The following is a 25,687-nucleotide window of genomic DNA, read 5'->3' as shown; positions in this document are numbered from 1 at the left end:
CATGAAGAAGACAACCAGACAACGCGGCAACATCGTCATCGGCCTGATCATCGGGCTGGTGATCGGCCTGGGCGTGGCGCTGGGCATCGCGGTCTACGTGACCAAGGTGCCGATCCCGTTCGTGACCAAGACGCAAAAGGGCGGCGCCGAGCAGGACGAAGCCGAGGCCCGCAAGAACCGCGACTGGGACCCCAACGCACCGCTGGCCGGCAAGGCCGGCGCCGCCAGACCGACGCCGCCGGCCGCTACCGGTCCGGTCAACCCGGTCACCGGCGAACCCGCCACCAGCACCACCGCCGTCGCACCCGGCACGCCGCCCCCGGCCACCGCACCGGTGCCGGTGGTGGTCGCGCCCAAGCCGACGCGTGCGGCGCCCGTGCCGGCCGAAGCCAATGCGCTGCCGGCGTCGAACGATCCGCTGGGCGACCTGGCCCGTGCCCGCGCGGGCACCGGCTCGGGCAGCACGACCGTGGCATCCGCCGCGCCAAGCAGCAATGCCAACAACAGCGCCGCGGCGTCTTCCGGCGCCGACCCGTTCATGTACTTCGTGCAGGCCGGCGCCTTCCGCACCACCGACGATGCCGAGGCACAGCGCGCCAAGCTGTCGCTGATGGGCGTCGAGGCCCGGGTCACCGAGCGCGAGCAGGCCGGCCGCACGGTCTACCGCGTGCGCGCCGGTCCGTTCAACAAGAAGGACGACGCCGACCGCCTCAAGGAGCGGCTCGATGGTGGCGGTCTCGAATCGGCCCTGGTCCGCGTGCAGCGCTGACCGTCCGGACGCTCCGTTGCTACCACAAATAGCCCTTAAGCTTCGCCGCGCGGCATTTGCCGCCACCATTCAGCGCCCCGGGCGTGCCGGGTGATCGCTTGCGAGGAACTCCTCGCCGCGCCCCGGCTCAGTCTGCCGTACCAACAGGAGAACCCTTTCAATGAAACGTCGTGACTTTTCGCTGGCCGCCACTTCGCTCGGGCTGCTTTCGCTGGCCGCCAACCCGGCCCACGCCCAGGCGCGCATGCCCAAGGCCGGCGCGGACTACCTCGTGCTCGACAAGCGGGTGCCTGTCGATGCACCGGCCGGCAAGGTCGAGGTGGTCGAGTTCTTCTCGTACAACTGCCCGCATTGCAGCGACTTCGAACCGTCGCTCGAAGCCTGGGCCAAGACGGCGCCGAAGGACGTGGTCCTGCGCCGCATCCCGGTGCCTTTCGTGGGCAACGACGTCGAAGCCAAGCAGCGCCTGTACTACGCGCTCGAGGCGATGGGCAAGGTCGACGAATTCCAGCCGAAGGTCTTCAACGCGATCCACAAGCAGCGTCAGAATGTGAACGGCGACGCCAACATCATTGCCTGGGTTGCGGCCAACGGCATCGACGGCACCAAGTTCAAGGAAATCTTCACCTCGTTCGGCGTGGCCAGCAAGGCCAAGCGCGCCTCGCAGATGACCGACGCCTACAAGGTGGCAGGCGTCCCGGCGATGGCCGTGGCCGGCCGTTGGTATGTGGACGGCGAGACCGCCGGCAACATGACCAACGTGCTGCAAGTGGTCAACTTCCTGGTCGGCGAAGCAAAGAAGGGCTGACCCCCCGGGCTGCGCGGTACATCGTGTCCGCTGCGCCACCCCTTGCAGGGAGCGACACCTGCGGCCGGCGGAGCCGGTTCCGCGGTGTCTCCCGATGGGAACACCGGCCCGCTTCAGCGGGCCTTTTTCATCGGGGTTGGTAACTGGTGTTAATCCGCCGCATACAATGGTTCAGAGCAAGTTTCGTGCCTCTATGACATTGCCCTCCTACCCAAACAACACCCCCCTCATCCGTCGCATCGGCCGCCTGGCCATCGGCGCGCTGTTGCTGGCTGGCCTCGCTTCGGGCGTCCTGGCCGAGACCGCCGACCGCAGCAAGCCGATGAACATCGAGTCGGACGCCATGCGTTACGACGACCTGAAGCAGACCAGCGTGTTCACCGGCAACGTGCTCGTCACGAAGGGCACGATCATCATCCGCGGCGCGCGCCTCGATGTGCGCCAGGATGCCGAGGGCTACCAGTACGGCGTGGTCACCGCGGCACCCGGCAAGCGCGCTTACTACAAGCAGAAGCGCAATGCGCCCGACGAGTGGATCGAGGGCGAATCCGAAGTCATCGAGTACGACAGCCGCGCCGACAACGTCAAGTTCATCCGCAACGCCACCATGCGTCGCCTGCTTGGCGCCACCCCGAACGACGAAAGCCAGGGCGCGCTGATCGTCTACGACCAGAGCAACGACACCTACACCGTCAACGGTTCGACCGTGCCGCCGAACACGGCGGTGAACGCATCGACCCCCACCGGCCGCGTCAAGACCATCCTCACGCCCAAGGCCGCCACCGCGCCGAAGCCCGGCGCCTCGGCCCCGGCCGGCGCGAAGCCCGCGGCACCGGCTTCCACCCCCGCGCCCGGCACCGGCCTGCGCTCGACCACCACGCTGAGTGGAGAGGGAGAAGGGCGCAAGTGATCGAAACCGCCGGAATCCAGGAAGCCAACACCGTCCCGGGCAGCCGCCTGGTCGCTCGCGGCCTGCAGAAAAGCTATGGCAGCCGCACCGTCGTGAAGGACGTCTCGCTCGACGTGCAGAAGGGCGAAGTCGTCGGCCTGCTCGGCCCGAACGGCGCCGGCAAGACCACATCGTTCTACATGATCGTCGGGCTGGTGCGCGCCGATGCGGGCGAGATCACCATCGACGGCGAGCCGATCGCCCACATGCCGATCCACCGGCGCGCCCGCATGGGCCTGAGCTACCTGCCGCAGGAAGCATCGATCTTCCGCAAGCTCACGGTCGAGGAAAACGTGCGCGCCGTGCTCGAGCTGCAGCGCGAACCCGACGAGAACGGCAAGGTGGTGGCGCTCTCCAAGAAGCACATCGAGGAGCGCCTGTCCGAACTGCTGACCGACCTGCGCGTCGATCACCTGCGCGATTCGCCCGCGCTTGCGTTGTCGGGCGGCGAACGCCGCCGCGTCGAAATTGCACGCGCGCTGGCCACCCAGCCGCGCTTCATCCTGCTGGACGAGCCGTTCGCCGGCATCGACCCGATCGCGGTGATCGAGATCCAGCGGATCATCAGTTTCCTGAAAGAACGTGGCATCGGCGTGCTCATCACCGACCACAACGTGCGTGAAACGCTGGGCATCTGCGATCACGCTTTCATCATCAGCGACGGGCACGTGCTGGCACAAGGCACACCCTCGGAGATCGTCGACAACGCCGAGGTACGCAGGGTGTACCTGGGCGAGCATTTCCGGATGTGATCGTGCGGCGAGGGTCAAGGATGAACGTGGCCAGCGCCCGCGCGGAGTTTTTTCGCGGGGGCCGCCGCGCACGGCCGCCCGAAGCGGCCGGCCCGCCCCCGGTAGGGGGTTGGCGAAGCGCGCAGCGCGCAGCCTGGGGGGGAGCCGTTTTTTCATGAAGCAAGGGCTGTCCCTTCGCGTTTCGCAGCATCTGGCGCTCACGCCACAGCTGCAGCAGTCGATCCGGCTGCTGCAGCTCTCCACGCTCGAACTGAGCCAGGAGGTCGAGCAGATGCTGGACGAGAACCCGTTCCTCGAGCGCACCGCTGAAGAAGCGGCCCGCGAGGAATTCGGTCTCGATGCCGTCGATACACCGGTGCCCCGCGACGACGGTGGCGAAACCGGCGAGAGCGATTTCGCCTCGGCCCCGCCCAGCAGCGCAACGACCTCCACCGCGGACGCCCCCTCGACGCCGGACACCGACGGCCCCGCCGCCGAGATCGCCGAGCGCGAGCCCGACTGGGAAGGCGACGGCACCGTCGACATGGCGCCCGATGACAGCGAGTGGGGCAGCGACGCCCCCGCGCGCCAGAACAACCTGGGCGACGACGAGCGCGCCGATGCCACCGAACTCGCGCGCAGCCAGGAGTCGCTGCAGTCGTTCCTGCACCGCCAGGCGCTGAGCCTGCGCCTGAACGAGAACGATAGCGCCGCGCTGCGCTTTCTCATCGAATCGCTCAACGACGACGGCTACCTCGAAGACTCGCTCCCCGCGCTGGCCTCGGGCCTCGCAGGCGACGACAACGACCAGTTCGACGACCTCGTGCACCACTTCCAGGTGGCACTCGGCCTGTTGCAGAGCCTGGAGCCCGCGGGTGTCGGCGCGCGCGACCTGGGCGAGTGCCTGGGCATCCAGCTGCGCGCGCTCGCGAGCGAAGACGAGACCGAGGACGAAGAACTCGTCCGCAAGACCGCCATCGCGATCTGCAAGCAGCCGATGGAGCTGCTTGCGCGGCGCGACTTCAAGCGCCTGGCCACGCTCACGCGCACCAACGAAGAACTCGTGCGCTCGGCGCTGCAGATCATTGCGCGGCTCGAACCCAAGCCGGGCCGCCGCTTCGTCGATGTCGAGCGCAACATCGTCATTCCCGACGTGATCGTCACCAAGACCGGCCGCGGCACCAACATCAAGTTCCGCGTCATGCTGAACCCCGAGGTGATGCCGCGCCTGCGCGTGCACGACATCTACGCCGGCGCGCTCAAGTCGCACAAGGGCGAGGGCAGCCAGGCGCTGTCGCAGCGGCTGCAGGAGGCGCGCTGGTTCATCAAGAACATCCAGCAGCGCTTCGACACCATCCTGCGCGTGAGCAACGCCATCGTCGAGCGGCAGAAGAGCTACTTCGTGCACGGCGAGCTCGCGATGCGCCCGCTGGTGCTGCGCGAAATCGCCGACGAACTGGGCCTGCACGAATCGACCATCTCGCGCGTGACCACCGCCAAGTACATGTCCACGCCCTTCGGCACGGTCGAACTCAAGTACTTCTTCGGCTCCGCGCTCGGCACCGAGACCGGCGGCAATGCGTCGAGCACCGCGGTGCGCGCGCTCATCAAGCAGTTCGTGAGCTCCGAGAGCATCAAGAAGCCGCTGTCGGACAGCCAGATTTCCGAGATGCTGAAGGAGCAGGGCATCGAGTGCGCGCGCCGCACCGTGGCCAAGTACCGCGAAGCGCTGCGCATCGCGCCCGCCAACCTCCGCAAAGCCCTTTAAAAAGTTACCGATGACCCGTCGCCTGCTGTCGCGTTGTGGGCACTGGGTCTTCGCCATGGCGACCGTGTTGCTTTTCGCGGGTTGCGCCACCTTGCCCGACGAGGCGCCGCGTGCGCCCACCAAGGCCATCGCCGTCTCGACCGACACCGCGCTCGGCCGTATCGCGCTGGCCTCGCAACCCGATGCCGACCTCAGCGGCTTTCGCCTGATGCCCGGCGGCGATTTCGCCTTCGACACCCGCATCCAGCTCGCGCGCCGCGCCCAGCGCACGCTCGACGTGCAGTACTACCAGATCGAGAACGACGAAACCGGCCGCTACCTCTTGCGCACCCTGCGCGATGCGGCCCAGCGCGGTGTGCGCGTGCGCCTCCTGATGGACGACCTCTATACGTCCGGCGAAGACGAGCTTTTGCTCGGACTGGCCGCCACGCCGAATGTCGAGCTGCGCCTCTTCAACCCGTTCCCGGCCGGACGCGGCAGCCTGCTCAAGCGCTTTGCCGCGTCGCTCTTCGATTTCAGCCGCGTCAACCGCCGCATGCACAACAAGCTCTTCATCGCCGACGGTGCGATGGCGGTGGCGGGCGGCCGCAACATCGGCAACCAGTACTTCACCCGAACCTCGGGCGAGAACTTCATCGACCTCGACACCTTCGTGACCGGCGCGCTGATTCCGCGCCTGGGTGTCTTGTTCGACCAGTACTGGAACAGCGTCTACGTGCGGCCGGTGCAGTCGGTCATCGCGAGCGACCTTTCGCGCGAGGAGTTGCAGAAGCGCTTCGATGCCGCCACCGGCCCCGACACCACGCCCCCGCCGCCGAAGCCCGCGCCCAACGACCTGCTCGGCTACAGCCCGATGGCCGAGGACCTGAACGCCGGCAAGCTCGGCCTGATCTGGACCCTGGCCGAGGCGTACGCCGATTCGCCCGAGCGCGTGATCGGCAAGACCGCGTCATACGGCGGCGTGCCGCTGCTCGATGTCGACAGCGTGCGCTACAACGTGGTCGAGCAGATGCGCCGCGCGCGCAGCGAGGTGACGATCGTCTCGCCCTACCTGATCCCGGGCGCCGCGGGGCTGGAGGTGATGAAGGAGATCCGTGGGCGCAACGTGAAGATCAGCGTAGTCACCAACTCGCTAGCCGCCACCGACGAGCCGCTGGTGCACACCGCCTACCGCCGCTACCGCCCCGAGATGCTCAAGCTCGGCGCCGATCTCTACGAGCTGAGCACCACGCGCACACGGCGAAGCGTTCGGCTGGGGTTGTTCGGTACTTCGGTGGGCCGGCTGCATGCGAAATCGGCGGTGATCGACCGCAGCATCCTCTTCGTCGGCTCGATGAATTTCGATCCGCGCTCGGAGACGCACAACACCGAGATCGGCCTCTTCATCCGCAGCGCGGAGATGGCGCAGCAAGCGCTCAAGCTCATCGATGTGCTCAAGCAGCAGGGCGCCTACCGGCTGCGCTTTGTCGAAGGCAGCGGGCAAGCGCACATCGAGTGGATCAGCGAAGACGCGGGCAAGACCACGGTGCTGAACGAGGAGCCCGACTCCGGCTTCTGGGACCGAACGATGCTCGAACTGCTGGCGCCGCTGACGCCGGAGAGCCTGCTGTGATTCCCCGGCAGCCTGCGTTCAAAATACCGTTCACGCTGAGCTTGTCGAAGCGCCGCGCGAGGCTTCGATCCTTCGACAAGCTCAGGACAGGCCAAGCTCAGCCCAAACGGTTGGGCCTCAGCTTTCGCGCACAGCGGACCACACGAGCCGCAGGCCGAGCAGTCCCATCACGCCACCGGCCGCGCGATCGATCCAGATCTTGTAGCGCAGGTACGCCGAACGCGGCGCCGCTGAAGAGAGCGCGAGCGCGACGATCGCGTACCAGCCCGTCTCGATGCAGAAGATGACTACCGGCACCGCGAGCGCCAGCACCAGCGGCACCTCGCGCGGCAGGAACGCCGCGAAGATGCTCGCGTACACCACGGCCGTCTTCGGGTTGCTGACCTGCGTCGCCAGCCCGAGAAGGAAGGTGCGGCCGCCGCGGCCCTGTTGCCGGGGCGATGCGTCGGTTGTGTCCTGCGTCATCGCAAGCGGCTGCCGCGCACCACGCCAGATGCGAAGGCCCAGGTAGATGAGGTACGCGCCGCCGAAGCCCTTGATCGCGAGATAAAGCCCCGGCACCGCGAGGAACGCCGCCTGCAGCCCCGCGAGCGCGGCAATCGCGAACACGAGTCCGCCCGCGCCCATGCCCAGCGCCGCAGCGAGCCCGTCGCTGCGCGAAGCCACGGCGGTGCGCGCGACCATGACGAAGCTCGGGCCCGGACTCATGGCGCCGACGGTCATCGCGCCGGCGATGCCCAGCAGGGAAAGGGTGGTGTCCATCATCGCGAGGCTCCCTTTATTACTGCACGTTCACCGCTTCCACCTGCACCAGCAGCTTCACCTTGTTCTCGAAGCCGAAGTTCAGCCCCCAGTTGATGCCCCAGTCGCTGCGCTGCACGGTGGTTTCGAAGTCGCCGCCGCAGACCTGGCGGTTGATCAGCGGGTTCAGGTAGCAGTTGAAGCGCACGGCCTTCAGCGTCACCGGCTTGGTCTGGCCCATGAGGGTGAGGGTGCCCGGCACGTCGACCACCTTGTCGCCGCTGAACTCTATGCGGTCGGCCACGAAGCGGCCGGTGGGGAATTCGGCGACGTTGAAGAAGTCCTTGCTCTGCACGTGGCGGTTGAGCAGGTCGACGCCGGTGTTGATGGTGCCGATGTCCATGGTGATGTCGACCTTGCCGCTCGTGCCCGTGCCGTCGATCTGCACCGAGCCGTCCTTGGTGCTGAAGCGGCCGCGGTTGGTGGTGGTGCCGTAGTGGCCCATCTCGTACATCACGAAGGTGTGCGTGGGGTCGATCACGTAGTTGCCGTTCTTCACCGGGCCGCCCGCGGGCTTGGCGGCGACGGCGGGGGCCGTGTATTCCTGCGCGATGGCGGCGAACGGGAGGGCGGCGGCAGAGAGCGCCGAGGCGAGAAGGAGCTTCTTCATGGCGTAAGGAATGAGGGACATGGAATGCAATCGAAAAAAGAGAGGCGGACTCAGAGCGGCCCGAGGCCCGCGAGCGTGAGCTTGAAGCGCACCTGCACGTCGTTGCCGACCACCGAGGTGTCGGTCCATTCGCCGTCGCCCACCTTGTAGTCGAGCCGCTGGATGGTGAAGTAGCCGGTGGCGACCGCGTAGTTGCCGCCGGCCGGCGCGATGGTGACGGGCACTGTCAGGTACTTCGACGTGCCCTTGATGGTGAGCTTTCCGGCCATCTCGAACTTGCCGTCGCCCAGTGCCTTGATGGCGCTCGACTGGAAGCTTGCCTGCGGAAACTTCGCCGCATCGAACCACGGGGCCTTGGGCAGTTCGGCATCGCTCATCGGCACGCCGAAGCCGGCGCTGGCGGTGTCGATCTGCAGCGCGACCGTGCCGCCTTCGGGCTTCTTCGGATCGAAGGCGATCTGCGCGTCGAACTTCTTGAAGGTGCCTTCCATCGGCACGCCCATCTGCTTGGTGACGAAGGCGATCTGGCTCTTGTCGGCCACCAGCCGTGCGGCGGGGTCGGCCGCGGCGGGCATTGCCGCAGCGAGGGTCAGCAGGATCGGGAGAAAGAGGCGCGTCATCCGGCAGGTTCCTTCAGTGGCGTGGGTGGCGCGGTTCGCGCGGTTCAGGCCACATGCGTTGCAAGAGACCGTCGCGGTCGATCCAGTGGTGCTTCAGTGCGGCCGCCACGTGCAGCAGCGCCACCGCTGCCAGCGTGAAGGCGCTGCCCTTGTGCAGCGGCTTGAGTATGGCCTCGGCGAGGTCCTTGTCGACCGGCACGAAATCGGGCAGCGGCAGCACGCCGAACCACACGACCGGAATGCCCAGCGCCGAGGTGTAGGCCCAGCCGAACAGCGGCACCGCAAAGAACAACAGGTACATCGCCGCGTGGCTGGTCCGGTAGCCTGCGATCTGCCAGCGCGGCATGGCGGCCAGCACCTGTGCCGGCAGCGCGGGCGGGCGGTGCGCAAGCCGCCACAGGAGCCGCGCCGCCGACAGCAGGAGGATCGTGACGCCGGCCCACTTGTGCCAGTTGTAGAGCTTGATCCGCTGCGGCGAGAACGGCAGCCCCGTCATGTATAGCCCCACGCCGAGCGAGCCGACGATCATGGCCGCGAGCAGCCAGTGCAGCACGATGGCCACGGTGCCATAGCGCTGGCGATGCGGAATGGCGGAAAGGGGAGGAAGAGGGGTGTCGGCAGACATCGGGGGCAGGGCGGGGGCCTGTGCGCGGAGCATATCCGGAAGGCGTGGCCTCCGGCTCGCATGGGTCGTGCCAGACCTGCCTCAGGGCCGCTGCCGCGCGCGCAGCAGCACCCCGCGCAGTTCCTCCGGCTGCACGGGCTTGCGCAGCGCATGCCAGCCGCGTTCGGTGGCCAGGCGCTGGGTGGCCTCGTTGATGTCGGCGGAGATCAGCGCGATGGTGAGTGCCGGGTTCTGCGCCTGGAGCCGCTCCGCCAGCGCGATGCCGTCGAGCGCGCCCGGCAGGCGGATGTCGCACAGCGCCGCATCGAGGGCGCGCAGGTCGGCCAGCGCCAGCGCCTCGGCGGCGCTGGCGTAGACGCGCGGCGACACCTCCCACTGCCGCAGCAGCGCATACAGGCTGTCGGCCACCACGGCGTTGTCTTCCACCACCAGCACGGCGAGGCCGGGGCGCAGCGCGGGTGCCGCTTCGGGGCGAGCCTGTGGTGGCGGCGCCGGCTGCAACGCCGCCGCGCCATAGCCCTGCGCCGCGGGCAGTTCGAAGCCGAACACCGAGCCCCGGCCCGGCGCCGAGCGCAGCGACACCTCGATGCCCAGCTGCGCCGCCAGCCGCCGCACGATCGCGAGCCCCAGGCCATGCCCGTGCTGCAGGTTGCGCTCGGCGTTGCCGATCTGCTCGAAGTCGTTGAACACGCGCTCCTGCGCATCCGCCGCGATGCCGATGCCGCTGTCGCGCACCTCGACGCGCCAAGCCCGTTCCGTGCCCCGGCGGCGCGCCCGCACCGCCAGCAGCACGCGGCCGCGCGGCGTGAACTTGACGGCGTTGTCGACCAGGTTGGCCAGCACGCGGCGCAGCGACACGGCGTCGGTCCACGCGACGGCGCCGGCCGGGCAGCGCACCTTCACGCGTCCGTTGCCGGCCTGGCGCGCCAGGTCCTGCAGCAACGGGGCCAACGCCACCGCCACGGGCCGCAGCGGATCGACCGCGGCCTCGATGCGCCCGATTTCGAGCAACTGGTTGGTGAGCCCTTCCAGCGCCTGCTGCGCCCGCGCCAGCGAGACCACGGTGTGCTGCACTGCACTGGCGTCCGCGCCGGTGTCCAGTTGCTGGCGCAGCACCTCGGCCTGGAGGCCGATGGCCATCACCGGCTGGCGCAGGTCGTGGTTGGCGGCCGAGAAAAACCGCAGCCGCTCGGCCTGCGCCTGCTCGGAGGCGCGCAGGCCCGCGAGCGCCTGTTCGCGCAGCGTGCGCTCGTTCAGGCGGAGGCCGATGTTCTCCTCGAGCTGGCGCGAGCGCTCGGCCACCAGCTTCCACATCATGGCCGTGAGCCCGATGCCGATCACCGAGACGGCCATCATGGTCGGCGCGCCCAGCGTGAGGCCGGTCACGATCACCGGCGCGAGCAGCAGCGTGATCGCCAGCTGCGTGGCCGGCGTGTAGAACGACACCGAGAACGCCGACGAGAGCGTCATGCCCATCAACATGAGGCCGAGCAACAGTTGCTGGTCAGGCCGCTCGGGATTGAAGAGCAGCACGCCGGCCAGCCCGTGCGCCAGCTCCCAGACGGCGGTGCGCAGCGTGTGCATGCGCTGGGCGTGGCGCAGGCTTTCGGGTGTGAAGGGATCGGGCAGGCGCTGGGGAAAGAAGCCGCGCATCACTGTCACCCCGGTGATGAGCGCGATCCACACCAGCGCGCGCGTGAGCGAGTACTGCCAGGCGAAGAGCGCCGCCACGCCGCAATTGAGCAGGTATTGCACCAGCAGCACCGGGCCGATGGGCCGGATCGAGAGCCGCAGCACCTCGCACTGGATCGCGAAGCGGTCGCTGCTGGCGTCGGCGGCCGGGGCGACCGAAGGTGCGGGTGTGGGAGTCATCGGCAAATCGACTATATAGAGAAGAACTGTGACGGGGCGACAATGGAGCCCCCCAAGTCGGGCTTCCCGATGGCCAACTTTCCGTGAACGATCTTTCCTTTTTCCTGCCTTGCGCCGCCGGCGTCGAGGAATTCCTTGCCCAGGAGGTGCACGCCTTGACGGGCCGCGTCGGGCAAGACCTGCTCACGCTGCGCGGCGGCGTGCGGGTGCGTGCCGACTGGCGCGATGCCCTGAAGCTCAACCTGCACAGCCGCCTTGCGCAGCGTGTGCTGGTCGAACTGGCCCATGCGCCTTACCGCAACGAGAACGACCTGTACGCCATCGCGAGCGGCGTGGCCTGGGAGATCTGGTTCACGCCCAAGCAGACGTTCAAGATCGAGACCACCGCCCAGCACAGCCCGCTGCAGAGCCTGAACTTCGCCACCCTGCGCATCAAGGACGCGATTGCCGACCGCTTCCGCGCCAAGGCCAACGGCGTGCGCCCGAGCATCGAGACCCAGTGGCCCGACACCCGCGTGTTCGCCCACCTGACCACCGAACACTGCACGCTCTACATCGACACCTCGGGCGAACCGCTGTTCAAGCGCGGCTGGCGCCAGGACAAGGGCGACGCCCCGCTGAAGGAAACCCTGGCCGCCGCCATGCTGGCCGCCAGCGGCTGGTGGAACCCCGAGACCGGCACCGTGTCGGAGCAGCCGCTGTACGACCCCTGCTGCGGCAGCGGCACCATTCCCATCGAGGCGGCGCAGATCGCGCGCGGCATCGCGGCCGGATCGCTCAGGCGCTTCGGCTTCGAGAAGCTGCTGCCGTTCCAGGCGCACGTGTGGGACGCGATCAAGAAGGAATCGCTCCTGGCCGTGAAGCCGGGCAGCGTCGCGATCTTCGGCTCGGACGTGTCGCACCGCATGGTCGACTTTGCCGAGCGCAACGCGGAGCGCGCCGGCGTCGCCGATGCCATCGAGTTCCGCGGCGGCGACGCGCTGCAGCGCATGCCGCCGGCCGAAGGCGGCGTGGTCATGCTCAATCCGCCCTATGGCGAACGGATCGAAGTCGGCGGCGTGGCCCGCGCGGGTGCACGCGAAACCGCGCAGACCGAGGAGGGCGATGGCAGCGAGTTCTTCCCCCAGCTCGCCACCCATTGGAAGAAGAACTATGCCGGGTGGACGGCCTGGGTCCTCACGCCGGACCTGAAGCTGCCCAAGCAGATGCGCCTGAAGGAATCGCGCCGCGTGCCGATGTGGAACGGGCCGATCGAATGCCGGCTGTTCCGCTTCGACATGGTTGCAGGGTCCGCGCGGAAGTAGGCCTGTCGTTCAGGGCGGCACTCCCGCCGACGGTGGGCTCTGTTTCGCGAATGTCCTCCGGCCTGCGGCCTCGCCCTTGATTTCGCGAAACAGAGCCCACCATCAGCGTGAGCGCTTCAGAGGGCCGTCGATCAGCTATCTGGTGCCGACATTGCAAGCCGCGTTCACCGTGCGCGCGGCCAACTCGGGCGGAGCGCCGGGCAGCGTCATGGGGCGGATGTCGTCGTCCTCGAACTGCTTGATCGCCACCGGCTCGCCGACGAAGTTCGGCAGGCCGTAGTAGGTGGCGCTCACATAGCGCGCGGTGCGCGCCTCGCAGTCGACGGTGACCCGGGCTTCGAACGAGCGCAGCTTGAAGCCGTCCTTGCCGGTGAAGTCCCGCGCGAGGCTCATGCGCAAGGTCACGCCGCGGCGCGCGCCGTCGACCTCGATGCGGGCCGGGTCGACCTGCACGTAGCTGCCGTTCGCATCGCCGGGCGTGCCGCTCAGGGTCAGCCATTCGGCCCGTGCGAGCGCAGAGGCGAGCAGTGCGAGGCAGAACAGCGGGAGTCGTTTCATGAGGGAGTGAAGGCGGCGTGTCCGGAAGCGCGCGCGGTGCGCGCCGCAGCATTGTGGGGCGTCGCGCCCGACCCGCGGCTGACAAGGGGCGCACATGGTGCAACATCGGCGCTCCTCTCTTCGCCGCCATGACCCTTCCTCAAGAAACCGGCCTTGTCGTCATCGACACCAACATCGCGCTCGACCTGCTCGTGTTCGACAACCCCGATTGCCTGCCGCTCGCGGCGGCGCTCGCATCCGGCGCGCTGCGCTGGATCGCCACCGCGCCGATGCGCACCGAGCTCGCGCGGGTGCTCGGCTATCCGCTGATCGCGCGGCGGCTGGCCCAGCGGGAGATGGAAGCAACCCGCGTGCTCGAAGCCTTCGATGCCCGCGTAAATCTTTTGACCGACACGCCACCGCGCGCGCCCTGCGTGTGCAAGGACCCCGACGACCAGGTCTTCATCGACCTCGCGGTGGCGCAACGCGCGCGCCTCTTCAGCAAGGACCAGGCGGTGCTGACGATGCGCAAACGTTTGGCTGCGCAAGGCGTGGTCGTGGCGACGGTGCTGGCCGCTGCCTGAGTGCGCTGAAAGCGGTTGGCGTGGGGTCGTCTAGACAAGCATCGCCCATCGATCGCCTCGCCCATGGCCGCACCGGCGTGCCCGCGTGCAAAGCAGTTGTCTAGACAACGCTGGCGGTGCAAATCGGGTGCTTGCCGTGCGCGCATACGAATCTTCGTAGTCCGCATAGGGTCTGGCAATTGCAAGGCCCAAACAATATCTTCCGCCCCGCGAACCCGGCCCCTGCGCTCACCATGACGTGCCCGCGCGCCGCAGGCCTGTTTGCTCCCGAAGATGCCATTCATCGCCGCGTCGCCCGCGAATCCCAGGATCGCGGGCGTGTTGTCTCCTGTCAGTCCAACAAAAAGCCATGACGAGTTCCAGCCAACGATCCCCGCGTCAACTGCTCCCCGAAGTGGAGGTCGAGCGCAGCCGCTCGACCGAGCTCGGCTACGAGCCATCGACCGAGGTGGGGCTGGTGCGTTGCCTCGAGCACGGCTTTCCGACGCCGCTCGCGCGCTGGCATTGCCATGAGGAGTACGAGCTGCACCTGATCGTCGCCACCTCGGGCCAGGCCTTCGTGGGCGACTGGATCGGCGCCTTCGAACCGGGCCACCTCGTGCTGTGCGGCCCGAAGCTGCCGCACAACTGGATCTCGCTCGACATGCCGCCCGAGGGCGTGCCGCAGCGCGATCTGGTGATCCAGTTCCTGCACGACCCGATCTTCGAGGCGGCCCAGCGCATTCCCGAACTGCAGGAGGCGGTGCGCATGCTGGAGCGCGCGCGCTACGGCATCGAGTTCTTCGGCATGGCGGCCAGCGCCGAGGCGCACTGGCACCGCGTGAAGGACGCGCGCGGCCTCAAGCGCTTCAGCCTGTTCTGCGACTTCCTCGCCGACATGGCGATGTGCACCGACTACCGCCTCCTGTCAGGCATGCAGACCGACGGCGACCACGGCATCGAGGCCATCAACGATGTGGTGACGCGCATCACCAACGAGCCCGCAAAGGACATCAGCGCGGCCGACATCGCGGCCGAACTCGGCATGAATGCGGGGCGCTTCGGCCGGCTCTTCCGGCGTGCCACCGGCCACAGTTTTCTGGGCTATGTGAACGAGGTGCGCATCAACAAGGCGTGCCTGCTGCTGATGCAGAGCGAGCGCTACGTGACCTCGATTTGTTACGAAGTTGGTTTCAATAACGTCTCGAATTTCAATCGCCGGTTTCTCGAGATCAAAGGTGTGACGCCGACCGAATTCCGCAGGCAAAGCCAACTGCGTTTCGAAGGCGCGGGCAGTTTGGAGAACTAAAGAATTCCGAGTGTTTTGCGATCTTTTTACGAATGTTAATTTGTATCGGGATTCGCAAAAACTGTATCGAACACGCGACGGATGCGTCCCTACGATCCGCCTGTTCTTTCAGCCACCTTTCAGGAACTTCCCTCATGCAAATCCATCGTCTGACCCAGCTGAGCCGCCAACTTGCCTCGAAGATCAAGATCCGCGGGCAAGGCATGACCGAGTACCTCGTGATCCTGGGCCTCATCGCCATCGCCGCGATCGCCGTGTTCAGCTTCTTCGGCCAGACCATGCGCAACCAGGTCGCCGGCATGGCCAAGGAAGTGGGCGGCCAGTCGGGCGCCACCGAAGTCACGAACGCGCAGACCGCCGCCGGAAAGGCGTCGACCAACGCCCAGGTCAACATGAACATGAGCACCTACACCAAGGGCGGTGCCGAGGCCACGAAGTAAGGCTTTCCTCGACGTCCTGACGGCCTGACCGACATCGCGCGATGCCCCCAGCCGCCGCTTCGCTCCCCCTGGCCCCTGCCGGCGCATCCGCGCGCCGGCGGCGCCAGTCGGGCCAGGCGATCGTGTACCTGGTGGCGATGCTGCCGGTCATCTTTTTGAGCGTGCTGGTGGTCTACAACACCGCCACCGCGGCGCGCGAGAAGATGAAGCTGCAGAACACGGCCGATGCGGCGACCTACAGCGCCAACGTGCTCACGGCGCGCACCCTCAACTACCTGGCCTACACCAACCGCGCGATGGCCGCCAACGAGGCGAGCATCGCGACGCTGGCGAGCGTGCAGACCTCGATGGCCATGCTCATCACGAGCGCGGCCAACATCCAGGAAGGGCTGGTCGTCGCGGAGGCCATGAAGGGCATCCGCAACCTGGAGCGCAGCCGCATCCCGATCGTCGGCCCGATCTTCTTCCTGCAGTACCTGGGCAACCTGTTCAAGGCACAGCGCCTGCAGCGCACCGCCGACCGCATCGCCGGTTTCGTCGAGCCCTCGGCCAAGCCGCTGCAGATCGGCGCCGACATCCTTCGCGCGTTCAACCAGGGCATCTCGGCCAGCCAGGCCGTGATGCTGCTGGGCACGACGGCGCAGCTGCCGCAACTGGTGAAGGACGTCGTCAACGCCAACGATCCCGACGCCTCGGTCCCGCCGACCGAGACAGCGATCTTCGTCATCAAGTTCGTGGCCGACGTGGGGACCTACCTGAAGACGTACCACCAGTCGGGCAGCCTCGGTTTCGACGACGAGGAGTTCAACGAGGTGCTGCGCTTCGCGCACGCCGCGCAGGCCACGCGCGACGACTGGACCAAGAACCGCCGCTTCCTGCCCAACGTGCTCGGCTGGGTCGCCTCAGGCATGTCCGGCGCGCTGCAGGGCATGGTGTCCAGCAGCCCGAATTCGCCACCGGGCTTCAGTGACATCACCGGCGACATGATGGGCGGGCTCCTCGAGTGGAAGGGCGGCACCGAGCTGGTCGCGACCGAAGGCATCGTGGGCGACGAGACCGGGCGCATCCGCTGGCAGTCGGCCGATTCGATCGAGATCAAGCTGCCCATCGGCGTGCTCTACACCGACCTCATCGGCGGCTGGGACGACATCTTGCGCGGCCGCTTCGGGCTTGGTGCAGGCGCAGCCGCCGCGGGCGGACCCAACTACATGAAGAGCTGGGAAGGCCAGCGCCTCACCCTTCGCAGCTACGCCCGCGAGGGGCGCACCTACGGCGGCCTGAACGGCGAGGTCGGGGACACCGCGTACATGGAGCGCGAATCCTTCGAGCGCGCCGCGCGCGACCGCGACGGCGAGATCCTGCTGGCCCCGCTGGCGGTGCTGGTGTTCAACGCCAAGCTGCACTACAGCCCGCGCACCGACATCGGCATCGTCACCAAGAACTGGGCGATGCCCCGCTTCACCGAGATCAAGGACCATCCGCCGATGGTGGCCAACGAGTCGGACAACTGGCTCAAGGAAAACGGCTTCAGCGGCGCCAACCCGCTCAAGTGGGGCAAGAACACCGACAAGGGCCCGGCCTTCACGCTCGTGGTGCAAAAGGGCGGCGACAAGGTGCGCACGGGCGAGGTCGCCGGCTTCGGCAATTCCGCGGCCGACGGCAAGGCGGGCCTGCGCGACAACTTCCAGGGCCGCGAGATCAAGGCGCTGTCGACCTCGCAGGTCTACTTTCGCCGGCCGCAGGACCGCTGGGCGCGCCGCGACAACGCGGTGGCCGATCCCTCGACCATCGGCAAATACAACGTGGGCTTCGCCGGCGGCTACATCGAGCACCGCAGCCTCTTCAGCCCCTACTGGCACGTGCACAACGTGGAGCCCTCGCTGTGGGCGCGCGCCATCGCGATGGGCGGCGCGGCGGTCGGCGGCTCGGCCGACGAAGACAACGGCAACTGATGAAGGACGCCCGCGCATGACCCGCCCGCATCGACGCCCGTTTGCACATCAGGCTCGCGCGAGCGCCGCCGTCGCCGGCCACGCGATGGTCGAGACGCTGCTCATCGTGAGCTTCGCGGCCATCGTGCTGGCAGCGATTCCGGCCATTGCCGAGTACGGCACCAAGCGCATGCAGACGGTGGCCGCCGCCAAGCTGGTGGCCTGGCAGCGCACCGTGTGGATGCCCGAGGCGCAGGGCATCACCGCGGAAGAAGCCAAGGGCGCATCGGGCGCCATCAAGAAGACCGATGCGGAGGTCACGCGCGACCTGCGCCGCCACATCTTTCGCGACCGCTCGGCGCCCGGCATCTCGATCCACGCCGCCGATATCGCCGAGTTCGAGCCGATGCTGCCGGCCATCGACCAGCGCACCACGGCGGTCACCGCATCGAGCACGGCCGCGCCCTTGCCCTCGCTGCTCAATGCCAGCGACGTGGTGTTCGACGGCATCCGCGTGGCGCAAGCCGCGCTGGGGGGCAACGCGATCACCGGGCCGCTGGGCAAGTTCCAGTTCGTGAGCAGCGGGTACCTGCGCCACGAGGTGAAGGTGAGCCAGACCTATACCAAGTTCAAGGATGTGCCGGCGCTGGACATGACCGAGCAGGTCACCATGCTCACCGAAGCCTGGAACGCCGGCGGCACGAACCGCGAGGAAACCAAGATCCAGGGCCTGGTGCCGATGAAGCTGCTGGACGCCGCCTTCTACCAGCAGCTTCGCGGCGGCATGCACCAGACGGCCTACCAGATCAAGCAGATCTTTCCGGCCTTCGACATGAACAACCTCACCATGGGCTTCACGCCGGGCGACGCACTCGAGAAGACGCCGCTGGACCGCTTCGAGCGCATCCCGCCCGGCGCCACCGGCGAGACCGGCGGCGATGGCGAAGCGAACGGCGGCAGCGTGAAGGACCACTTCCGCTACTACCGCGCCTTCCCGCCGACCCCCGTGGTCAACACGCTGCCCTGATGAGCCTCGCCGCGCCGTTTCTGCGATGGATGCTCGCTGCCGCATGGCTGTGCCTGTGCGGCGCGGCAGTCGCGGCGCCGCCGCAGCGCGACTGGCCCGCGATTCCATCGCCCGCGGCGGCCAAGACCTTCTGGATCGCCGAGTACATCGAGCAGAACACCATCCCCATGCAGATCCGCGGCATCGAGTCGAGCGATCCGCTGGAGGTCGTCTCGCGCTTCTACGAGAAGTGGCTGGCCGACAAGACGGGCTACGGCGTGACCACGCTCGGCCCCATGCGTGTGCTCGGTGCGCGCTTCGGCCTGTACCAGGTCACGGTGCAGTTGCGCGCGGTTCCTTCGGGCACGGCGGGCCGGCTGGTGGCTGCGGTGGTCTACGACGAAGTCAAGAGCGAGCAGGCGCTGCGCGAGCGCGCCGAGCGCATCGGCAAGGGCTTTCCGCGCCCGGCCGGCTCGCAGGTGGTGTCGGACACGCTCTCCTTCGACGAAGGCCAGCGCAACCGCACCATCGTCGTCACCAACAACGTGAGCGTGGAGACCAATGCGCTCTACCTGCGCGAACAGATGATCCGCCTGGGCTGGACGCTGATACAGGACCGCACGCTGGAGGGCGGCACGCGCTCTTCGCTGGTGTTCCGCCGCAACAGCGAGGAGATGACCGTGGCCATCTCCAGGCGCGACGACGGCTACTTCATCGTCGCCAGCCAGACCACGCCGGAATGAGCGCGACCGCCATGCGTCCACGTCGCCCATGTCGCCCACGTCGCCCACGTTCTTCTTCCCGCCGCGCCCAGCGCGGCCAGGTCATCACCGAATACGTGATCGTCGCCGGCATCCTGGCCGTGATGCTGTTTGCCACCTTCCCGGGCGCCGACCGCTCGGTGGTCGCGCTGCTCATCAAGGCCTTCCGCGACGCCTGGTCGACCTACTCGTACACCCTTTCCTATCCTTTGTAGCCAGGCATGAAATCATCTCCGGGACTCCTCAAGTTCAAGCAAAGCGTCAAACGGCTGTCCCCCCTGATCGGTGCCCTGATGCTGGGCCTTCTGGCCGCCGGCCTGGGCTGGTATTACCTCAGGGCCAGCGAGCGCGAGATCGCTGCGAGCCTGGAGAAGGACGCCGACAGCCAGCGCCGCGACGTGGTCGTGGCGAACCGCGCGCTGGGCGACGGCACCACCGTGCTGCCCACCATGGTGGCCAAGCGTTCGGTGCCCAACGAGTACGTGCACAACGACGCGATCACGCCCGAGACCTTCTCGCAGTTCGCGGGCCGCCAGCTCTCGGTGCCGGTGGCCGCGGGCAAGCCGCTGCTCGCGTCGTTCTTCTCGGCGCCGCGCAAGGTGTTCGCGCAGGAGATCGAGCAGGGCGTGCGCGCCATCACCATTCCGGTGGACGAGATCAGCTCCATCTCGGGCATGCTGCGCGCCGGCGACCGCATCGATTTCATGTACATGGTGGAGAAGTCCGCGGCCAACGATCCCTCTGTGGTGGTTCCGCTCCTGCAGGACGTGGAGGTGCGCGCCACCGGCCAGATCACCTCGGAGCAGTTCGCCGCGATGCGCAAACGCTCCGACGTCTCGGCCGACACCGACCCCTACGCGCAGCAGCGCTACTCGACCGTGACCGTGGCGATCCAGCCGCAGGACGCGCAGAAGCTCATCCTCGCGCAGCGCCTCGGAAAGATCATCGCCACGCTGCGCAACCCCGAGGACCGGGCCACCATGACCAGCGGCGTCGACGCGGGCGACCTCGACGCCATCGTGGCCGGCTTCAGGCCGCAGCGTTCGCATGCGATGGCCGTGTCCAGCGGACCTTCGGGGCCGAGCGTCGAATACATCGTCGGCGGCAGCGGCAACCGTGGCGCTCCGCCCGCGCCCGGCCTGGGCGCCGCACTGCCGACCGGCGCCGCGTTGCCGCGCTGAAGCCTCGCCTCCCTGACCTGAACGTCGCCCTCCGGGGCCGCGGCCCGATTGACTGATCTCCAGAAAAGTTCGATGAACCTCAAGCGATGCACTTTGGCAGCGACGGCGCTGTGTCTTGTTTTCCAGGCCGAGGCGCAGGGTCCGTACCCCGGCGCGCCGGCGGCATCGCCCGTGCCGCTGGGCACCGTGGCACCCGCGCCGCTGGGCGCGGTGACGGCTCCGCCGGCGTTCTCGTCGCCGGGCGCGCCGGCAGCCGCCCGCGCTGAAACTTCGCCGGGCATCCGCCCGCCCGCGCCGCCGCCCTCGCAGGCCTCCATCACCGAGGCCGAGTTGCAGCGCATCGCCGCGCGCGCCACCGTGCTGCAGCGGCTGCCCGACCTGCTCACGCTCTATGTCGGCCAGATGGCACTGGTCAAGATGCCGGGCGTCTCGCGCGTGGCCATCGGCAACGGCAAGGTGCTGGAGGCGCGCGTGCTCGACGGCGCCAACATGCTCATCACCGCGCAGGACGCGGGCGACAGCACGCTGCATGTCTGGGACAAGAACGGCACCGTGCGCAAGCTCAAGGTGCGGGTGAACGTGGCCGACCTGGAACGCATCGCCGACGAGCTGCGCGAGATCACGCGCGGCATCTCGGGCGTGAACATCCGCCGCATCGGCGAACGCATCATCATGGACGGCAACAGCCTCGATCCGGCCGCGATCGAGCGCCTCAATACGGTGGCGCAGCTCTACGCGCCCGCGGTGGTGTCGCTGGCCACGGCCGACCGCATCCGCGTGGACCGCATGGTCGACATCCAGGTGCGCATCGTCGAGTTCAGCAAGACCGCGCTGGATGACCTGGGCGTGCGCTGGCAGAGCTCGGGCGACGGCTTCAATTTCGGCCTGTTCTCGGACATCGCCTCCAGCGGCAGCTACCGCATCCTGCCCGATGGCTCGGCCTTCAACACCTCCACGCCGCAGGGCACGGCGCTGCTGGGCCAGAACCGGCGCATGCCCGAGGCGTACTTCGGCATCGGCCTCAGCCTCACCTCGCGCATCAACCTCCTGGTGCAGCGCGGCAACGCCTTCTTGCTCGCCTCGCCCAACCTCTCCACGCGCAGCGGCGGCGAGGCCAAGTTCCTGGCCGGTGGCGAGATCCCGCTGCCCGCGCTCAGCACGCAGGGCGCGGGCTCGGTCGAGTTCAAGCCCTACGGCGTGCGGCTGAACATCAAGCCCATCGCCGACGGCGAGGGCAACGTGTCGGGCAGCATCCTCACCGAGGTGAGCAGCATCGACCGCAGCGTGGCGGTGCAGGGCATTCCGGGCTTGCTGATCCGGCGCACCGACACCGAGTTCAATGTGAAGGCCGGCGAGACCATCGTGCTGTCGGGCCTCTTGAGCCGCGAATCGACGCGCTCCAGCGACGGCGTGCCGGGCCTGCGCAAGACGCCGATCATCGGCCGCGCCTTCCGTGCCGACAACGACACCGACAAGGAACAGGAAGTGGTGGTGTTCATCACGCCGCGCGTGGTCGGCCCGGCGGACAGCCGCCCGCGCATCGAGCGCGCGCGCGAACTCGAACGCGACGTGGGAAGCAACTTCGGCACGCTGACCGAAGACAAGTCGGACCCCAACGGTTCGCGCCCGCCTGCTGCTGCCGCGGACATCGGCGGCATCCCCGCCGGCACGCCGGGCCAGCCCGTCGCTCCTTAAGACCCGAGAGTCCGCCACCATGCACAAGGTCTTCGTCAATTCCCCGCAGCAGGTCGTGCGCGAGATCCCGATCGATGTCTCGGAACTCCAGGTCGGCAAGGATGCCGGCAACCACATCGTGCTGTCGGGCTGGAACGTCGCCAAGCTGCACGCCCAGTTCGTGCTGCACGACGAGGAAGTGTTCGTGCAGGACCTGGGCAGCCTCTTCGGCACCTGGGTCGACGGCAACCGGGTGACGCGCTTCGGCCCTATGAAGGGCGGCGAGGAAATCATCATCGGCGGCCACACGCTGGTGGTGTCGCTCGACGTGGCGCTCAAGCCCGCGGGCGCCGATCCGCAGGAGGCGGCCGAGGCCGCGCAGTACGCCGAAGCGGCGCTCGCCATCGAGGACCCGCTGCTGCAATGGCGCCGCTCGCTGCACCGCACGCTGCTGCAGCAACTGGACAACCGCCGCATCGACACCGCGCAGATGAAGGACGAGGAGCTGCGCTCCAACATCCGCGCGCTGATCGCCGAGATCATCCGCGACACGCGCGACATGCCGCCCGAACTCGACCGCGCGTTGCTGAGCCAGCAACTGCTGGACGAAGCCATCGGCCTCGGTCCGCTCGAGGTGCTGCTGAAGGACGAGAGCGTGACCGAAGTGATGGTCAACCGCTTCGACGAAATATGGATCGAACGTGCGGGGCGCCTGGAGCGCACCAACGTCGCCTTCACCAGCAACATCGCGGTGCTGGGTGCCATCGAGCGCATCGTGACGCCTCTCGGCCGGCGCATCGACGAAAGCTCGCCGATGGTGGATGCGCGCCTCAAGGACGGCTCGCGCGTGAACGCGATCATTCCGCCGCTGGCGCTGCGCGGACCCAGCGTCACGATCCGGAAATTCCCCAAGAACCGCATGGGCCACGAGGGGATGATCCGCACCGGCTCCATCACCGCGCAGATGGTGGACTTCATGCGCATCGCGGTGGAAGAAAAGCTCAACATCATCGTCTCGGGCGGCACGGGCACCGGCAAGACGACGCTCTTGAACATGGTGTCGAACTTCATTCCGTCCAACGAGCGCATCGTGACCATCGAGGATGCGGCCGAGCTCTCGCTGGGCCAGCCGAACCTGGTGTCGCTCGAATCGCGGCCGGCCAACATCGAAGGCAAGGGCGCCATCGCGATCCGCGACCTGGTGCGCAACTCGCTGCGGATGCGGCCCGACCGCATCGTGGTGGGCGAGTGCCGCGGCGGCGAGGCCCTGGACATGCTGCAGGCCATGAACACCGGCCACGACGGCTCGCTCACCACGCTGCACAGCAACTCGCCGCGCGATGCGATGTCGCGGCTGGAAGTGCTGGTGACCATGGCGGGCATGAACATCCCGGTGGCGGCGATCCGCGAGCAGATTGCTTCGGCGGTCGATCTGATCGTGCAGCTCACGCGCTTTCCGTGCGGCAGCCGCAAGGTCACGCAGATCACCGAGATCACGGGCTTTGCCGACGGCATGATCCAGATGCAGGACGTGTACGCCTTCCGCAAGACCGGCGTGGACGACAGCTTCAAGACCATCGGCCACTTCACCGCCGCGGGCACCGTGCCCGAGTTCTTCACGCGCCTGCAGGAGCATGGCCTGAAGCTCGACCTGGAATACCTCTTCGGGGAGACCACGGCATGAAGGGAATGATCCTGCTGGCCTCCGTGCTGTGCGGCATGGGCTTCATCACGCTGTGCGGCTACCTGCTGCTGCAGCGCTCGCCGGAGCTGGTCGGCAGGATGATGAGCAAGCTGCAGGCGAGCGGCCGCCGCACGCTGAACCTCTCGGAGTTCCAGGCGCAGCACGCGGTCGCGTTCGCTTCGGGTCATGCATTTCTTGTGGCGCTGTGCGGCGCGATCGGCTGGCTCATCTCGGGCAACCTGATCGGCGGCGTGGTAGCCGCGGTGGTGCTGTACCTCCTGCCAGCGCGTTGGTTCGCATGGCAGCGAAAAAAGCGCAGGCAGCAGATCGAATCGGAGCTGCCCGATGCGCTGCTCTTCATTGCGAGCGCACTGCGCGCCGGCAGCGCGCTCTCTGTGGCCATCCAGGTGCTGGTGCGCGACCAGGTGGGGCCGCTCGGCCAGGAGTTCGGCCTGGTGCTCAAGGAGCAGCGCCTGGGCGTGAGCTTCGACGATGCGATCCAGAAGATGTCGCAGCGCCTGGGCATCCCCGACTTCGTGCTGGTGGTGGTGGCGCTGCGCGTATCGAAGGAAGTGGGCGGCAATCTCTCGGAGCCGCTGCAGGTGCTGGCCGAGACACTGCGGCGCAAAGCCATTCTCGAAGGCCGCATCAAGGCGCTCACGGCGCAGGGCCGCATCCAGGGGCTGGTGATGACGCTCTTTCCGCTGCTCCTGATGGGCGTGCTCTACCTGATGCAGCCGACCATGTCGCTCCTGTTCACCACGACGATCGGCTGGGTCGTGCTGACCGTGATCGCCATCATGCTGATGCTGGGCTACGCGATGATCCGCAAGATCGTCGCCATCGATATCTAGGAAGAATCATGCGCTCGCTGATCCTCCTGGCCATCATCTTCCTGTGCGCGACCACGGGCGTGATCCTGCTGCTCTACATGATCTCGCTGATCCGCAAGGCCAGGCCTTCGGAGCGCACGCACATGGACCCGCTGCCGCGCTTGCTGCGCCTCGTGTGGCCGGTGGTGAACATCCTGCAGTTCCATGTGTCGGAGATTGCGCCGACCTCGATGCTGGTCAAGCGCAAGCGCCAGTTGCAGCTCGCGGGGCTGGAGTTCGTGCTGAAGGCCGAGGAGTTCATCGCGGTGCAGTGCGTATCGATGCTCATCGTCGCTGCGCTCGGCCTCTGGACCGCTGGCCTGCTCGACGCAACGGCCGGCACCAAGATCTGGGTCACGCTGGCATCGTGCGTGACGGGATGGCTCTACCCGGTGATGTGGATGCGCGACCGCCGCAAGCGCCGCGAGAAAGACATCCTGCGCACGCTGCCCGGCTACCTGGACATGATCACGCTGTGCTGCCAGGCGGGCCTGAGCCTCACCGGCGCCATCGCGCAGGCGGTGCAGAAGGGCCCCGGCGGCGCGCTCGGCCAGGAGTTCGACCGGATGATGCGCGAGATGCGCACCGGCGCAAGCCGCATGGACGCGCTCAACGCGCTGGCCGATCGCCTGGACAACAAGCACATCAAGAGCCTGGTGTCGAACCTCACGCAGGCCGAGTCGCTGGGCGCGAGCCTGGCCGACACGCTCTCGGCCATTTCGGACCAGCGCCGCACCGAGCGCTTTCAGATGGCCGAGAAGCTCGCGATGGAAGCGCCCGTGAAGATGATCGGGCCGCTGGTGATCTTCATCTTTCCGGTGACCTTCATCATCATTTTCTTCCCGCTGGTGATGCAGTTCCTCGAAACGCAGAACCACTGACACCACCGCAACCGCCGACACCACCGATGCGCATCGTCTCCCTACGCTCTCCCCAGGCCCAGCCCTTCGGTCCCGTGCGCGTGGCCGAGCGCGGCTGGGACCGCACGCGCGGGCTGCTCGGGCGGCCCCGGCTGGCCGCGAGCGAGGGCCTTCTGATCATGCGCTGCAGCTCGGTGCACACGGTGGGCATGCGCTATCCGATCGACGTCGTCTTTCTCGACCGGCATGGCGGCATCGCGCGCGTGGTCGAGAGCCTGCGCCCGATGCGCGTGGCCATGTGCCTGCGCGCGGCCCACGTGCTCGAACTGGCGGCGGGCCAGGCGCGGCGGCTCGCGCTGCGTCCGGGGTCGAAGTTGTCGGGCTGGTAACTACACACAGA

26 protein-coding genes are annotated in these 25,687 nt (G+C 67.7%); 20 read left to right on the top strand and 6 right to left on the bottom strand.

Annotated features, from left to right (window positions below):
- Nucleotide 1: 1 nt before the first annotated feature.
- The 6 genes from QF040_RS22300 (at nucleotide 2) to QF040_RS22275 (ending at nucleotide 6,637) form a co-directional block, all read left to right on the top strand.
- On the top strand, nucleotides 2-769 hold the full coding sequence (locus QF040_RS22300) for an SPOR domain-containing protein (protein ID WP_429612854.1): 768 nt from the start codon (nucleotides 2-4) through the stop codon (nucleotides 767-769).
- Nucleotides 770-929: 160 nt separating this feature from the next.
- The gene (locus QF040_RS22295) at nucleotides 930-1,577 is read left to right on the top strand and encodes a thiol:disulfide interchange protein DsbA/DsbL (protein WP_429612853.1); all 648 of its coding nucleotides are present in this window, start codon (nucleotides 930-932) and stop codon (nucleotides 1,575-1,577) included.
- Nucleotides 1,578-1,770: 193 nt separating this feature from the next.
- Nucleotides 1,771-2,487 carry a lipopolysaccharide transport periplasmic protein LptA gene (gene lptA, locus QF040_RS22290; protein ID WP_429612852.1) on the top strand — a complete coding sequence of 239 codons (717 nt, stop codon included), beginning with the start codon at nucleotides 1,771-1,773 and terminating at the stop codon, nucleotides 2,485-2,487.
- A complete protein-coding gene (gene lptB, locus QF040_RS22285) occupies nucleotides 2,484-3,278 on the top strand; it encodes an LPS export ABC transporter ATP-binding protein (RefSeq protein ID WP_013538951.1) in 795 nt (264 codons plus the stop codon). The genes lptA and lptB overlap by 4 nt, the downstream gene beginning before the upstream one ends.
- Nucleotides 3,279-3,432: 154 nt before the next feature.
- Complete coding sequence (rpoN, locus tag QF040_RS22280) at nucleotides 3,433-5,025, top strand: RNA polymerase factor sigma-54 (RefSeq protein WP_429612851.1); 1,593 nt, start codon at nucleotides 3,433-3,435, stop codon at nucleotides 5,023-5,025.
- 10 nt (nucleotides 5,026-5,035) lie between these two features.
- Entirely contained in the window at nucleotides 5,036-6,637 is a 1,602-nt protein-coding gene (locus QF040_RS22275) for a phospholipase D family protein (protein WP_429612850.1), read from the top strand.
- A gap of 117 nt (nucleotides 6,638-6,754) precedes the next feature.
- Here QF040_RS22275 and QF040_RS22270 read toward each other — a convergent pair whose 3' ends face one another.
- From QF040_RS22270 to QF040_RS22250, 5 genes are all read right to left on the bottom strand, one after another.
- Nucleotides 6,755-7,402 carry a LysE family translocator gene (locus QF040_RS22270; RefSeq protein ID WP_429612849.1) on the bottom strand — a complete coding sequence of 216 codons (648 nt, stop codon included), beginning with the start codon at nucleotides 7,400-7,402 and terminating at the stop codon, nucleotides 6,755-6,757.
- A gap of 16 nt (nucleotides 7,403-7,418) precedes the next feature.
- Nucleotides 7,419-8,048: a YceI family protein gene (locus QF040_RS22265; RefSeq protein ID WP_429614685.1), complete on the bottom strand. Its 630-nt coding sequence runs from the start codon at nucleotides 8,046-8,048 to the stop codon at nucleotides 7,419-7,421.
- A 50-nt stretch (nucleotides 8,049-8,098) separates the two neighbouring features.
- Nucleotides 8,099-8,668, bottom strand: a complete 570-nt coding sequence (locus tag QF040_RS22260; RefSeq protein ID WP_429612848.1) for a YceI family protein — start codon at nucleotides 8,666-8,668, stop codon at nucleotides 8,099-8,101.
- Between the two features lie 13 nt (nucleotides 8,669-8,681).
- Entirely contained in the window at nucleotides 8,682-9,293 is a 612-nt protein-coding gene (locus QF040_RS22255) for a cytochrome b (protein WP_429612847.1), read from the bottom strand.
- A gap of 81 nt (nucleotides 9,294-9,374) precedes the next feature.
- Nucleotides 9,375-11,165 carry an ATP-binding protein gene (locus tag QF040_RS22250; protein WP_429612846.1) on the bottom strand — a complete coding sequence of 597 codons (1,791 nt, stop codon included), beginning with the start codon at nucleotides 11,163-11,165 and terminating at the stop codon, nucleotides 9,375-9,377.
- A gap of 83 nt (nucleotides 11,166-11,248) precedes the next feature.
- Between QF040_RS22250 and QF040_RS22245 the strand changes: the two genes are divergently transcribed.
- Nucleotides 11,249-12,469 carry a THUMP domain-containing class I SAM-dependent RNA methyltransferase gene (locus tag QF040_RS22245; RefSeq protein ID WP_306881911.1) on the top strand — a complete coding sequence of 407 codons (1,221 nt, stop codon included), beginning with the start codon at nucleotides 11,249-11,251 and terminating at the stop codon, nucleotides 12,467-12,469.
- Between the two features lie 135 nt (nucleotides 12,470-12,604).
- On the opposite strand, the gene QF040_RS22240 is transcribed toward QF040_RS22245, so the two are convergent.
- Nucleotides 12,605-13,027: a surface-adhesin E family protein gene (locus QF040_RS22240; RefSeq protein ID WP_429612845.1), complete on the bottom strand. Its 423-nt coding sequence runs from the start codon at nucleotides 13,025-13,027 to the stop codon at nucleotides 12,605-12,607.
- 128 nt (nucleotides 13,028-13,155) lie between these two features.
- Between QF040_RS22240 and QF040_RS22235 the strand changes: the two genes are divergently transcribed.
- From QF040_RS22235 to QF040_RS22175, 13 genes are all read left to right on the top strand, one after another.
- Entirely contained in the window at nucleotides 13,156-13,590 is a 435-nt protein-coding gene (locus QF040_RS22235; RefSeq protein ID WP_306881909.1) for a putative toxin-antitoxin system toxin component, PIN family, read from the top strand.
- Between the two features lie 349 nt (nucleotides 13,591-13,939).
- Nucleotides 13,940-14,878: an AraC family transcriptional regulator gene (locus tag QF040_RS22230; protein ID WP_429612844.1), complete on the top strand. Its 939-nt coding sequence runs from the start codon at nucleotides 13,940-13,942 to the stop codon at nucleotides 14,876-14,878.
- A gap of 134 nt (nucleotides 14,879-15,012) precedes the next feature.
- Nucleotides 15,013-15,318, top strand: coding sequence for a Flp family type IVb pilin (locus QF040_RS22225; RefSeq protein ID WP_013538963.1), 306 nt, complete (start codon nucleotides 15,013-15,015; stop codon nucleotides 15,316-15,318).
- A 41-nt stretch (nucleotides 15,319-15,359) separates the two neighbouring features.
- Nucleotides 15,360-17,270: a Tad domain-containing protein gene (locus QF040_RS22220; protein WP_429612843.1), complete on the top strand. Its 1,911-nt coding sequence runs from the start codon at nucleotides 15,360-15,362 to the stop codon at nucleotides 17,268-17,270.
- A gap of 16 nt (nucleotides 17,271-17,286) precedes the next feature.
- A complete protein-coding gene (locus tag QF040_RS22215; protein WP_429612842.1) occupies nucleotides 17,287-18,276 on the top strand; it encodes a hypothetical protein in 990 nt (329 codons plus the stop codon).
- Nucleotides 18,276-18,998, top strand: a complete 723-nt coding sequence (locus QF040_RS22210) for a hypothetical protein (RefSeq protein ID WP_429612841.1) — start codon at nucleotides 18,276-18,278, stop codon at nucleotides 18,996-18,998. Before QF040_RS22215 ends, QF040_RS22210 begins: the two co-directional genes overlap by 1 nt.
- A gap of 11 nt (nucleotides 18,999-19,009) precedes the next feature.
- Entirely contained in the window at nucleotides 19,010-19,231 is a 222-nt protein-coding gene (locus QF040_RS22205; protein ID WP_429612840.1) for a hypothetical protein, read from the top strand.
- A gap of 6 nt (nucleotides 19,232-19,237) precedes the next feature.
- Nucleotides 19,238-20,197, top strand: a complete 960-nt coding sequence (gene cpaB, locus QF040_RS22200; protein WP_429612839.1) for a Flp pilus assembly protein CpaB — start codon at nucleotides 19,238-19,240, stop codon at nucleotides 20,195-20,197.
- Between the two features lie 72 nt (nucleotides 20,198-20,269).
- Nucleotides 20,270-21,892: a pilus assembly protein N-terminal domain-containing protein gene (locus tag QF040_RS22195; RefSeq protein WP_429612838.1), complete on the top strand. Its 1,623-nt coding sequence runs from the start codon at nucleotides 20,270-20,272 to the stop codon at nucleotides 21,890-21,892.
- Between the two features lie 19 nt (nucleotides 21,893-21,911).
- Nucleotides 21,912-23,555 carry an ATPase, T2SS/T4P/T4SS family gene (locus QF040_RS22190; protein ID WP_429612837.1) on the top strand — a complete coding sequence of 548 codons (1,644 nt, stop codon included), beginning with the start codon at nucleotides 21,912-21,914 and terminating at the stop codon, nucleotides 23,553-23,555.
- Nucleotides 23,552-24,409 (top strand): type II secretion system F family protein, encoded by an 858-nt coding sequence (locus tag QF040_RS22185; protein WP_429612836.1) that lies wholly within the window; start codon nucleotides 23,552-23,554, stop codon nucleotides 24,407-24,409. Before QF040_RS22190 ends, QF040_RS22185 begins: the two co-directional genes overlap by 4 nt.
- A gap of 8 nt (nucleotides 24,410-24,417) precedes the next feature.
- Nucleotides 24,418-25,308, top strand: coding sequence for a type II secretion system F family protein (locus QF040_RS22180; protein WP_306881903.1), 891 nt, complete (start codon nucleotides 24,418-24,420; stop codon nucleotides 25,306-25,308).
- A 26-nt stretch (nucleotides 25,309-25,334) separates the two neighbouring features.
- Nucleotides 25,335-25,676, top strand: coding sequence for a DUF192 domain-containing protein (locus tag QF040_RS22175; RefSeq protein WP_013538973.1), 342 nt, complete (start codon nucleotides 25,335-25,337; stop codon nucleotides 25,674-25,676).
- The last annotated feature ends 11 nt before the right edge of the window (nucleotides 25,677-25,687 follow it).

It is taken from the genome of Variovorax sp. W2I14, assembly GCF_050435205.1.
In the GTDB taxonomy this organism is placed as follows: domain Bacteria; phylum Pseudomonadota; class Gammaproteobacteria; order Burkholderiales; family Burkholderiaceae_C; genus Variovorax; species Variovorax paradoxus_C.
Note: the sequence above shows the minus strand (reverse complement) of the source record. Positions and strands in the feature narration are given on the sequence as shown.

Coding starts and splice junctions, on each gene's coding strand:
- QF040_RS22180 (WP_306881903.1), top strand. CDS start 24,418: ATGCGCTCGCTGATCCTCCTGGCCATCATCTTCCTGTGCGCGACCACG.
- rpoN (WP_429612851.1), top strand. CDS start 3,433: ATGAAGCAAGGGCTGTCCCTTCGCGTTTCGCAGCATCTGGCGCTCACG.
- QF040_RS22250 (WP_429612846.1), bottom strand. CDS start 11,165: ATGACTCCCACACCCGCACCTTCGGTCGCCCCGGCCGCCGACGCCAGC.
- QF040_RS22235 (WP_306881909.1), top strand. CDS start 13,156: ATGACCCTTCCTCAAGAAACCGGCCTTGTCGTCATCGACACCAACATC.
- QF040_RS22295 (WP_429612853.1), top strand. CDS start 930: ATGAAACGTCGTGACTTTTCGCTGGCCGCCACTTCGCTCGGGCTGCTT.
- QF040_RS22260 (WP_429612848.1), bottom strand. CDS start 8,668: ATGACGCGCCTCTTTCTCCCGATCCTGCTGACCCTCGCTGCGGCAATG.
- QF040_RS22175 (WP_013538973.1), top strand. CDS start 25,335: ATGCGCATCGTCTCCCTACGCTCTCCCCAGGCCCAGCCCTTCGGTCCC.
- QF040_RS22270 (WP_429612849.1), bottom strand. CDS start 7,402: ATGATGGACACCACCCTTTCCCTGCTGGGCATCGCCGGCGCGATGACC.
- QF040_RS22210 (WP_429612841.1), top strand. CDS start 18,276: ATGAGCCTCGCCGCGCCGTTTCTGCGATGGATGCTCGCTGCCGCATGG.
- QF040_RS22255 (WP_429612847.1), bottom strand. CDS start 9,293: ATGTCTGCCGACACCCCTCTTCCTCCCCTTTCCGCCATTCCGCATCGC.
- QF040_RS22265 (WP_429614685.1), bottom strand. CDS start 8,048: ATGAAGAAGCTCCTTCTCGCCTCGGCGCTCTCTGCCGCCGCCCTCCCG.
- QF040_RS22185 (WP_429612836.1), top strand. CDS start 23,552: ATGAAGGGAATGATCCTGCTGGCCTCCGTGCTGTGCGGCATGGGCTTC.
- QF040_RS22240 (WP_429612845.1), bottom strand. CDS start 13,027: ATGAAACGACTCCCGCTGTTCTGCCTCGCACTGCTCGCCTCTGCGCTC.
- QF040_RS22215 (WP_429612842.1), top strand. CDS start 17,287: ATGACCCGCCCGCATCGACGCCCGTTTGCACATCAGGCTCGCGCGAGC.
- QF040_RS22300 (WP_429612854.1), top strand. CDS start 2: ATGAAGAAGACAACCAGACAACGCGGCAACATCGTCATCGGCCTGATC.
- QF040_RS22275 (WP_429612850.1), top strand. CDS start 5,036: ATGACCCGTCGCCTGCTGTCGCGTTGTGGGCACTGGGTCTTCGCCATG.
- cpaB (WP_429612839.1), top strand. CDS start 19,238: ATGAAATCATCTCCGGGACTCCTCAAGTTCAAGCAAAGCGTCAAACGG.
- QF040_RS22220 (WP_429612843.1), top strand. CDS start 15,360: ATGCCCCCAGCCGCCGCTTCGCTCCCCCTGGCCCCTGCCGGCGCATCC.
- QF040_RS22225 (WP_013538963.1), top strand. CDS start 15,013: ATGCAAATCCATCGTCTGACCCAGCTGAGCCGCCAACTTGCCTCGAAG.
- QF040_RS22230 (WP_429612844.1), top strand. CDS start 13,940: ATGACGAGTTCCAGCCAACGATCCCCGCGTCAACTGCTCCCCGAAGTG.
- QF040_RS22205 (WP_429612840.1), top strand. CDS start 19,010: ATGCGTCCACGTCGCCCATGTCGCCCACGTCGCCCACGTTCTTCTTCC.
- QF040_RS22190 (WP_429612837.1), top strand. CDS start 21,912: ATGCACAAGGTCTTCGTCAATTCCCCGCAGCAGGTCGTGCGCGAGATC.
- QF040_RS22195 (WP_429612838.1), top strand. CDS start 20,270: ATGAACCTCAAGCGATGCACTTTGGCAGCGACGGCGCTGTGTCTTGTT.
- lptA (WP_429612852.1), top strand. CDS start 1,771: ATGACATTGCCCTCCTACCCAAACAACACCCCCCTCATCCGTCGCATC.